Origin of the sequence: Streptomyces sp. NPDC051133, from assembly GCF_040682635.1 — a bacterium.
GTDB lineage: Bacteria > Actinomycetota > Actinomycetes > Streptomycetales > Streptomycetaceae > Streptomyces.
The window spans coordinates 41,012-49,745 of record NZ_JBFBBK010000048.1; the positions used below are offsets into that span (position 1 = coordinate 41,012).

Sequence of the window (8,734 nt, forward strand, 5' to 3'; positions counted from 1 at the left end):
GGTGAACCGGGCTGCCTCGAACGACTACGGACGACTCGGAACGACACGACATGGTCGCCCCGGCACGGCATGAGGGTGCTCGACCACACCAGGAGGAACTGTGAGCAGCGATCGGGACGGGATGCGCGGGGGCTGGGCCACACCCGGCGATGACCAGCCCGACGCGGAGGCCGTCGAGACCACCGGCGAGTTCACCATCGACTACGCACCTCCCGCCTGGTACACGCAGAACGCGTCGGGCACGGCGGGCGGCTCCGGTACGGCGACGGGCGCGGCCCCGGCCGGCTCGGCGGGCGCGGGCGCGGGCGAGGTCGCGGGGTCGAACGGCTCCGGGGTGCCTGCCGCTTCCGGGGTGCCGCCGTTCCCGCCGAGCACGCCGGTTCCCGGGCCGACTCCCCCGCCGCCCGCCGCGGGCACACCGCCGCAGGGCACGCCGTACGCCCCACCGCCGCCCGTCACCGGTACGCCGCCGCAGGGGACGCCGTACGCCCCTCCGGCCGCCGCCGGCACGCCGCCCCAGGGAACCCCGTACGCCCCTCCGCCGCCCGCGCCGGCACCGGGGGCTCCCTATGCCCCGCCCGCGCCGGCGCAGGGCGCGCCGTACGCGCCGCCCCCGCCGGCCGGGAGCCCGGTGCCGATGCCGGGGCTGCCGGAGGGCTTCGAGCCGCAGCAGTCCCAGCAGGACCGCCCGCAGCAGGTCCCGTCACAGCAAGTCCCTCCGCAGCAGGTCCCGTCCCCGCAGGGCGCCGCCTCCGACGCCGTCGTACCGGAGACGGGCAACGGGGATCTGGAGAGCGGCGCCACCATGCGGTTCTCCGCCGTCGCCCTGAAGCGGGAGATGGCGGAGATCGCCGAACGTGCGGCGGCCGCCGGCCAGCAGGCCGAGGGCGGTGCGGCCGGGGAGGCAGAGCCCGGGGCGGAGGCGGCCGCGGGCGCGGCGGAGGCGGCCGCCGCGAGCGGCAGGGCCGAGGAGTCCGGCGACGGAGAGTCCGCGCAGGACGAGTCGCCGGCGGACACGGCTGCCTCGGTGGCTCCCGGGGGCGATGCCGAGACCGACGAGGCCCCGGACCACAAGCAGGAGCAGGACGAGCGGGAGCAGGACGAGCAGGACGAGCAGGAGCAGGACGAGCAGGGGGAAGGCGCGGCGGAGGCCGAGGAGACGACCGCCGCTCAGGAGGGCTCCGCCGAGGGGACGTCCGACGCGCCGCGATCCCCGGACACCGCGGTGACCGCTGACTCCGCGGACCGCGCCGATGTCGCCTCCGAGGCCCCCGCCTCCGACGTGGCGTCAGCGGACAGCGCCTCCCTGCCGGACCGGCCGGAGACCCCGGAGACCCCGGAGTCCCCCGCCATGACGGAGCAGGGAGCACCGCAGGGCACCGCGCCGCAGGGCACCGCACCCTCCGCCGTCCAGGACTCGGCGCCCGCGTGGACTCCCCCGCCCGCGCCGCAGAGCGGGGTGCCGCCGCTGCCACCCTCCTACCAGCCCGCCGCCCCGGCTCCGGCCGCTCAGTGGCCCGCGCAGGCCGCGCCGCAGCAGCCGGGCCCGGTGCCCGGTCAGCCGCACCCGCAGGCCGCCCAGGTCCCCGGTGCCGCGCCCGGCCCGCAGCCGCCGTTCCAGCCGCAGGCCCCGCAGCCCGCGCCCGCCGCGTGGAACCAGCCGAACCAGCCCGGCCCGAACCAGCCCGGCCCGAACCAGCCCGGTCAGGTCCAGCCCGGTCAGGTCCAGCCCGGCGCCCCCACCGCACCGCAGCCCGGTCAGCCCTACGCGGCCGGTCAGCCCGCGGCACCGGCACCGGCACCGGGCCCCCAGCCGGCCCCGGCGGGCCCCGGCGCACCCGGCGGTTACGGCTTCCCGCAGCCCCCGGCACCCCAGCCGGGCCCCGGCCACCCGACTCCGAACGGCCCGACCCCGCCCACCGGCCCGACTCCGCCCTCGGGCTACGGCTTCCCCCAGCCCGGTGTCCCCACCCCCCAGCCGCAGCCCGGCGGTTACGGCTTCCCGCAGCCGGGCGCGCCCGGTCCGCAGGCGCAGGCGGGCGGTTACGGCTTCCCGCAGCCGCCGCAGGGACAAGGCCCGGAGGCCGCGCAGGGGCAGGCCGCGGGCGCGCAGGCGCCGGTCGATCCGCGGTCAGGTGCCGCCTGGCCGCAGCCGATCCAGCACGACCAGCGGCAGCCCACCAACCCCGGTGCCGCGCCGCTCGGTTACACGGCGGCCGTGGAGCTGTCCGCGGACCGGCTGCTCAACAACAAGAGGCAGAAGGCGAGGAGCGGCCGCCCCGCGGCGGCGGCCGGCCGGTTCAAGCTCGGCGGCAAGAAGGAGGAGGCCGAGCGGCAGCGCAAGCTGGAGCTGATCCGTACGCCGGTCCTGTCCTGCTACCGGATAGCGGTCATCAGCCTCAAGGGCGGCGTCGGCAAGACGACCACGACCACCGCGCTCGGCTCCACCCTGGCCACCGAGCGGCAGGACAAGATCCTCGCCATCGACGCGAACCCGGACGCCGGTACGCTCGGCCGCCGGGTGCGCCGGGAGACCGGGGCCACCATCCGTGACCTGGTCCAGGCGATCCCGTACCTCAACTCGTACATGGACATCCGCCGGTTCACGTCCCAGGCGCCCTCCGGCCTGGAGATCATCGCCAACGACGTCGACCCGGCCGTCTCGACCACGTTCAACGACGAGGACTACCGGCGCGCGATCGACGTGCTCGGCCGGCAGTACCCGGTCATCCTGACCGACTCGGGCACGGGTCTGCTGTACAGCGCCATGCGCGGCGTGCTCGACCTCGCCGATCAGCTGATCATCATCTCGACGCCGTCCGTGGACGGTGCGAGCAGTGCCAGTACGACGCTGGACTGGCTGTCGGCGCACGGGTACGCCGACCTGGTCTCCCGGTCCCTCACCGTCATCTCCGGGGTGCGCGAGACCGGCAAGATGATCAAGGTCGAGGACATCGTGCAGCACTTCGAGACCCGGACCCGCGGGGTCGTGGTCGTGCCCTTCGACGAGCATCTGGCCGCCGGTGCCGAGGTCGACCTCGACATGATGCGGCCGAGGACGCGCGAGGCGTACTTCAACCTCGCCGCGCTGATCGCCGAGGACTTCGTACGGCACCAGCAGTCGCACGGGCTGTGGACGTCCGACGGCAACCCGCCCCCGGTGGCCGCCCCGCCCATGCCGGGCCAGCCGATGCCCGGACAGCCCATGCCGGGCCAGCCGATGCCGGGCCAGCCGTACCCCCAGGCACCGGGCCAGGATCTGTACACCGGACCGCCGCAGCCGTATCCGGCTCAGCCGGGACAGCCGTACCCGCAGGCCCCCGGTCAGCCGTACCCGCAGGCACCGGGCCAGCCGTACCCGCAGGCCGCACCGGGGCAACAGCCCTACCCGCAGGCCGCACCGGGGCAACAGCCGTACCCGCAGGCCGCACCGGGGCAGCAGCCCTACCCGCCGCAGCAGGGACAGCAGCAGCCGGGACAGCCGCCCCAGGGACAGCCCCAGCAGCCCATGCCCCCGTACGGCTACCCCCAGCCGCAGCAGGACCAGCAGCAGGGTCAGCAGCCCCCGCAGGCCCCGCCGCAGCAGTAGCGCGGCGCGCGGGGCGGCAGGGCCGTACGACGAAGGGCGGCCGGTGCTCAGCGCACCGGCCGCCCTTTTCGCTATGTACGGAGGGGCTTACCGCTCCGCAGCCACGATCTCGCGGCACCGCTTCACATCGGCGGCGATCTGCTCCAGCAGGGCCTCGAGGGACTCGAACTTGGCCTGGCCGCGCACGTAGGCGAGGAAGTCGACGGCGACGTGCAGGCCGTACAGGTCGAGGCCGACGCGGTCGATCGCGTACGCCTCCACCGTGCGCTCGGTGCCGTCGAACTGCGGGTTCGTGCCGACGGAGATCGCGGCCGGCATGGCCTCGCCCTCGACGTGCAGATAGCCGGCGTAGACACCGTCGGCGGGGATGGCGGTGTGCGGGAGGGTCTCGACGTTGGCCGTCGGGAAGCCCATCTCGCGGCCACGCTGGGCGCCGCGCACGACGACGCCCTCCACGCGGTGCGGGCGGCCGAGGATCTCGCGGGCGCCCGTGACGTCGCCCTCGGCGACCAGGCGGCGGGTCAGGGTCGAGGAGAACGGCCGGCCGCCGCCCGCCTCACCGGTGACGTACAGGTCGACGACCTCGACCTCGAAGTCGTAGATCTTGCCCTGCTCGACGAGGAACTCCACGTTGCCGGCCGCCTTGTGGCCGAAGCGGAAGTTCGGGCCCTCCACGACCGCCTTGGCGTGCAGCTTGTCCACCAGGACCTTCACGACGAACTCGGCGGGCGAGAGCTTCGAGAACTCGGTGGTGAAGGGGAGGATCAGGAGCGCGTCCACACCCAGCTCGGCCATCAGTTCGGCACGGCGGTGGTGCGGGGCGAGCAGCGGCGGGTGGCTGCCGGGGCGGACGACCTCGCTGGGGTGCGGGTCGAAGGTGACGACGACGGCCGGGACGCCCAGCTCGCGGGCGCGGTCGACGGCGTGCTTGATGATCAGCTGGTGACCGCGGTGGACGCCGTCGTAGGAACCGATGGTGACGACGCTGCGCCCCCAGTCCTGGGGGATGTCCTCCAAGCCACGCCAGCGCTGCACTGTGACCGCTCCTCGAACCCGTGTCCGTGTCTTCTGACCTCTTGTGCAGGTCTAAGGGTGCCATGCCGGGTGCCCCGGCCCGGCATCGGCATGGACGCTGTGACCGGGCGCACGTCCGCGGCGCCGGCCGGCACGGCTCACGCCGGTACCCGCGCCCCCGCAAGGCTCTCCAGCATGCGGCGGGTGCTGGGGCCCACCACGGCGACCCAGTCGTCCGGGGTGTCGGTCAGCCAGCGGGTCATGCGGGCGGCGAAGCCGGGGACGTGCCGGCCCAGGTCGACCAGGCCGCGGTCGAAGCGGGTGGCGCCTTCGGGGGTGCGGACGAGGAGCAGGCCGGTGCGGTGGACGAGTCCGCGGACCTCCTCTTCCGGGCGGCCGTGCGCCGCCGCCGCGTGCAGGACGGCGTCCAGGACGGACGGCTCCCGCTCCTGTGCGAGGAGGACCTCGAGGAGTTCGCGGCGCAGCGACCGGCAGGCGGGGGCGCCGACCGCGGCGAGGACGGTGGCGAGGGCGGCCCGGAGCTGTTCGGGGCCGGTGTCGAGCAGGCCCGTGACCAGCGGCAGCAGGGCCGGGCGGGCGGTGGGGCCCTGTTCGAGGCGGAGGTCCACGCAGGCGGCGACGTGTCCGGCGGTCTCCGGGCGCAGGGACACCGTCTCGCGGACGAGGGCGGCGGCGCGGTGGGCGAGGGCCGGGGTGGCGGCGTCGAGGAGGAGGGTGCGCAGGGTGTCCGCGGCGTCGGGGCCGCGCAGGCGGGTGCGGAAGGCGTCCAGGACCGGTTCGGGGTGCGTGGCGAGGGCCGGGAGCAGGGCGGCGGGCGGCAGCTGGGGGTCGCCGTCGGCGAAGTGGCGCAGGGCCGCGGCCAGGTGCCGGTCGCGGGTGTCCGGGTCGCGGACGAGGAGGGCGAGGGCGCCGCCGTGCAGGGTGCAGTCGGCGGGGCGGGCGAGCAGGGCGAGCGCGGAGCGGCGCAGGAGCGCGCGGTCGGCCTCGCGGCGGACGTGCGGGGCGGCGCGCAGCCCGAGCGTCACCGCGGCGGCCCGGCGGGCGGGCCGCTCGTCGTGCGCCCAGCGGTCGACGGCCCGGCAGACGGCCGACGGCTCGTCCTCGGCGAGGGTGGCGAGCAGTTCGTCGGCGCGCCGGTGCGCGCTCGCCACGAGCACCTCGACGAGGTCGTCCAGGGTGCCGTGCCGGTGGGTGTGCAGCAGGGCCTGCGCGGCGGTCGCCACGGTGGCGTGCGGGGTCGCGGGCAACGGCCGCTCGTCGTCGAACCAGCGGGTCAGCTGCGGCCGGACGACGGCGGGGGCGGCGGCGAGGAGCCGTGCGACGGCGTCGAGATAGCGCTCGCCGGGCTCCGGCGGCGCCTGGTCTGCGGAGACCGGAGGTGCCTGGTCTGCGGAGACCGGAGGTGCCTGGTCGGCGAGCACGAGCCGGCGCAGCAGGTCGAGGCGCTCGGTCTCGCCCAGGGGCAGGGAGGTCCAGAAGACGGGGCCGAACTCGGCGGGCACCGGCCGCCCTTGACGGCGCCAGGCCACGACGCGGTCGGCGAGCAGCCGCAGCACCTCGGTGTACGGCGCCGCGTCCGGGACCTGGTGCAGGGTACGGGCGAGCAGCCGGGCCGCCCACCAGGAGCCGGGGTCGCGCTCCAGGGCGTCGGCCAACTCCCAGAGCCGGGCCGCGAGTTGGCGGTGGCCGTACTGGCGGCCGAGCAGCAGCAGGGCCTGGACGACGGGGCCGACGCGGTGATGCGGCACGGGGACGGCCGGGACCCGGTGGGTGTCGCGGGGGCGGTGCACCAGGGCGTGCAGGGCCTCGTCCAGGTCGAGGTGCATGCCCTGGATCCAGTCGGCCAGCTCCTCGTGCGCGAAGCGGTAGCCGCCGCCGGCCGGGACGATGAGGCCCTCGGTGAGCACGGCGGAGGCCCAGCCGGTGGCGCCGCCGAGCCGTGCCGGGGCGGGTCCCCAGGGGAACACCGACTCGAAGGACTCCCGGTCCAGTTCGCCCTGCCCCGGACCCAGGCTGCGCCGGGCGGCCTCGTGCACCTGCCCGGCCACGCGCGCCGCGAGCCGCCGTACGGCCGTACCGCGCAGCCCGCTCGTGGCGGCGAGGCGCACCGCGATGCGCAGGCACATCAGGTCGAGGTGGGCGGCGAAGACCTCGTGCCGGTCGAGCGGCTCGGCGGCGGGCGCGTCCGGGACGGCGGCCCGGACCTCGGACAGCAGCCGGAGGGTGAGCGGGTGCCGGGCGTCCCGCTCCCCGAGCGCGCCGTCGGGGATCCCGTACCGGGCCCGGGCCCGGCGGGCCTCACCGGCGCCGAGATCACCGACCGCCACACAGGGCGGGAACGGCCGGGCGGCCGGGGGGTGGGGCGCATCGACCGGCGTGGCCGGGGTGTGGAGCAGGGGGGCTGGGAAGGCGGTGGCGGCGCGTTCCCAGTACTCCTCGCGGCAGGCGACCACCAGCCGCGCCCCGGTCTCCCGGAGCCAGGCGGCCGTGCCCTCGGTCCAGGCGGGCAGGCGGTGGGCGAGGACGGGGGGCATCTCCTCGGGGCCGTCGAGGAGGAGGAGCAGGGGACGGCCGGACCGGGCGGCGAGCCGGGCCAGGCGGTCCGGGGTGAGGTCGCCCAGGTCGTCGCAGTGGGCGGAGCGGGCGGCGGCGATGATCCGGGCGGCGCGCCGCAGACTGCGGCGGGCCGCGTCGGCCACGGAGCCGTCGGCGTCCTCCAGGTCGGCGCCGCGCAGCCACAGCGTGGGCGCGGGCCGCTCGCCCCGGGCCCGGCGGGCGGCGAGGGCGGCGAGTTCCGTCGTACGTCCGCTGCCGGGGGCGCCGACGAGGCCGAGCACGGCGCTGCCGCCGGCCGTGAAGGCGGCCAACTCCTCGGCGATGTCGTCCCGTTCGACCGGTCCCACGGCGGCGAGGTGGCCCGTGAGGGTGCCCGCAGGGCCGTCCTGGGCCATCGAGGTGGCGGTCAGCTCCTGGATGCCGGCCAGGTTGAGGTCCGCGCCGTAGCCGGGCACGGTCGCCGCGTTGCGGGCGAACAGGTCACCGAGGGGGCCGTCGGAGGGGCTGAGCGGCACGGCGAAGCCCGTGTCGCGCTCGGCGCTGTGCAGCGCGGTGCCGATCAGCCCGACGACCGCCCCGGTGCGGGCGTCGAGCACCGGGCCGCCGGCCGCCCCGCCGCCGAGCCGGAGCGCGTCCCGGCCGGCCGTGCCGATCGCCAGCTCCAGCACGTCCTCGAGCAGGTGGAAGCGGTCCGTGGCGGTGTACGTCACCTGTGTGGCGGCCAGCACCCGGGCCTCGCGCCAGCAGCCCGCCGGGACCCGCACATAGGTGCCGGCGTCGATCCGCTCCCGCACGGTCAGCGGCAGCGGCGCCACGCCGAGGCCCTCGGTGCGCACCAGCGCCAGGTCACGCTCCGGCAGCGGGGTGACCGCGTCGGCCGACACCACGCAGGTCCGGTCGCCGGCGGTGTGCAGCACGAGCCGGGGCAGGCCGTCGACGGCCTCGTGACTGGTGAGGAGGGTGCCTTCGTGGTCGGCGAGGAAGCCGATGCCGCGAGGGCGGCCCGCCAGGTCGCGGATCTGCACGAGGGTGGGCTCGGGGCGGGGGGCGGTGTGGTCCGTGGGCGGGCCGTCGTGCCCCGGCCGGATGCCGTCCGCCGTGGCGCGCGTGCCGTCGGCCGCCCCGCGTGCACGGTCCCCCGCGGTACACCGGCCGTCCGCCGTCGCGCGTGCACCGTCCGCCGCGGTGCGCCTGCCGTCCGCCGCCCCGCGCGTACCGTCCGCCGCCGGTCGGCTGCCGCTGCCGCTTCCGGCGCGGGGGCCCCGTCCTGCCATCGCCGTACCTCCCCGCCCGAACCCGCGTGCCTGTCCCCGACGGTAGGCGCGCGATGATCGGCGGGACAGCTCTCGTGACGAAAGCGCCCCCTTCCGCTCCCCCGGTTCACTCCGAGCGCCTGCCCGGTCGGGTGAATAGCCGGAGGCGGTTGGATACACCCTAGGGGTGGGGGAACCGAGGGGGGACCGTTGAGCGGCGGCAGGCCACCCCGGCCGTCGGCGGACTCGTGCATGACCTCGGCGTAGAACGCGCCGCGGGCGGGGTTCGGCCGCTCCACCC

At 76.8% G+C, this 8,734-nt stretch carries 3 protein-coding genes; 1 reads left to right on the forward strand and 2 read right to left on the reverse strand.

What is annotated here, in order from left to right; genetic code table 11:
- Window positions 1-100: 100 nt before the first annotated feature.
- Complete coding sequence (locus AB0N17_RS35225) at window positions 101-3,589, forward strand: SCO5717 family growth-regulating ATPase (RefSeq protein ID WP_366015704.1); 3,489 nt, start codon at window positions 101-103, stop codon at window positions 3,587-3,589.
- Between the two features lie 87 nt (window positions 3,590-3,676).
- Here AB0N17_RS35225 and AB0N17_RS35230 read toward each other — a convergent pair whose 3' ends face one another.
- Both AB0N17_RS35230 and AB0N17_RS35235 read right to left on the reverse strand, forming a co-directional pair.
- Window positions 3,677-4,624: a bifunctional riboflavin kinase/FAD synthetase gene (locus AB0N17_RS35230; RefSeq protein WP_366015705.1), complete on the reverse strand. Its 948-nt coding sequence runs from the start codon at window positions 4,622-4,624 to the stop codon at window positions 3,677-3,679.
- A gap of 137 nt (window positions 4,625-4,761) precedes the next feature.
- Window positions 4,762-8,454: a trypsin-like peptidase domain-containing protein gene (locus AB0N17_RS35235; RefSeq protein ID WP_366015706.1), complete on the reverse strand. Its 3,693-nt coding sequence runs from the start codon at window positions 8,452-8,454 to the stop codon at window positions 4,762-4,764.
- Window positions 8,455-8,734: the final 280 nt, after the last annotated feature.